Source organism: Bradyrhizobium lablabi, assembly GCF_018131005.1.
Lineage (GTDB): Bacteria > Pseudomonadota > Alphaproteobacteria > Rhizobiales > Xanthobacteraceae > Bradyrhizobium > Bradyrhizobium lablabi_D.
In genome coordinates, this window is the sequence record NZ_JAFCJK010000039.1 from 1 (window position 1) to 1052 (window position 1052).

Consider the following 1052-nt stretch of genomic DNA (forward strand, 5'->3'; position numbering starts at 1 on the left):
GCCGATCGATATGCGCGTGCAGGAGATGATCAGCGGTGTACGCGGCGACGTCGCGGTCAAGATCTTCGGCCCGGACATCGTCAGACTCAATGAGATCGCGGCGAAACTGTCGTCCATCCTGTCCGGCATCGATGGTGCCGAAGACGTCTACACCACGCTCAACGAAGGCGCCCAATACTACACTGTAGCCGTGAACCGGATGGAGGCCGGCCGCCTCGGCCTGTCGGTCGACTCCATTGCGAACCCCGCGGGTCACTTCAAATTCCTCCGGGTGTGGTCAGTCAAATTCCTCCACCCGCGAGGCAGGACAAGGGACTGTTAGTTTGAGTTTGTTTCCCGGGCAAGAGCTTCAGCGGCTTCTTTGAGCCGATAGCTGCGTCCGTCGAACTCAAGCAGATGGCAATGATGCATAAGGCGATCGAGGATCGTCGTGCTCATAGTGTTGTCCCCAAGGTATGCCCCCCAATCCTGCACGACGCGATTGGAGGTGACGATGACGCTGCGGCGCAGTTTGTAACGCTGATGGATCAGGGTCTGCAGCAAAGTGCCGGCGTCGTCGGGGATGGCGCGTGCGAGGAATAGATCGTCCAGCACGAGGAGATCGCAGTCGATGATGGTTCGCAGCCGGACCTCGCGTTGTGCCGGAGAGTTCAGGGCGTAGCGGTGGAAGAAGTCGTCGGTCTCAAGATACTGGACCTTGTGGCTTTGCAGGATCGCCTGATAGGCAATCGCCTTGGCGATGTGCGACTTCCCGGTGCCAGGTTTGCCAACAAGCAGAGCGTTCTCGCCAGCGGCAATGAACGCCAGGGTGTGGAGCTGGAAGCAGGTCTGACGTGGCAGTTTGGGATTGAAGGACCAGTCGAACTCGGCGAGCGTCAGCTTTTCGTCGAGCCCGGATTGCTGGTATCGCCGCTCGATAAGACGGGACTGACGACGGTCCAGTTCATCCTGCAGGATAAGGGAGAAGGTCTCGAGGAAGGGCTGGTTGGCGCCCTGCGCCTGGAGCACGCGCGTCTGCAGCGTGTCGCGGACACCCGACAGGCGCAGCTGTC

At 60.2% G+C, this 1052-nt stretch carries 2 protein-coding genes; one reads left to right on the forward strand and one right to left on the reverse strand.

Going from position 1 to position 1052, the window contains the following annotated elements; genetic code table 11:
* The coding region (locus JQ553_RS34230; protein ID WP_249144886.1) for an efflux RND transporter permease subunit at positions 1–322 on the forward strand (322 nt) is incomplete at its 5' end.
* On the opposite strand, the gene istB is transcribed toward JQ553_RS34230, so the two are convergent.
* The coding region (gene istB / locus JQ553_RS34235) for an IS21-like element IS1631 family helper ATPase IstB (RefSeq protein ID WP_212504479.1) at positions 319–1052 on the reverse strand (734 nt) is incomplete at its 5' end. The two genes, JQ553_RS34230 and istB, sit on opposite strands and share 4 nt — an antisense overlap.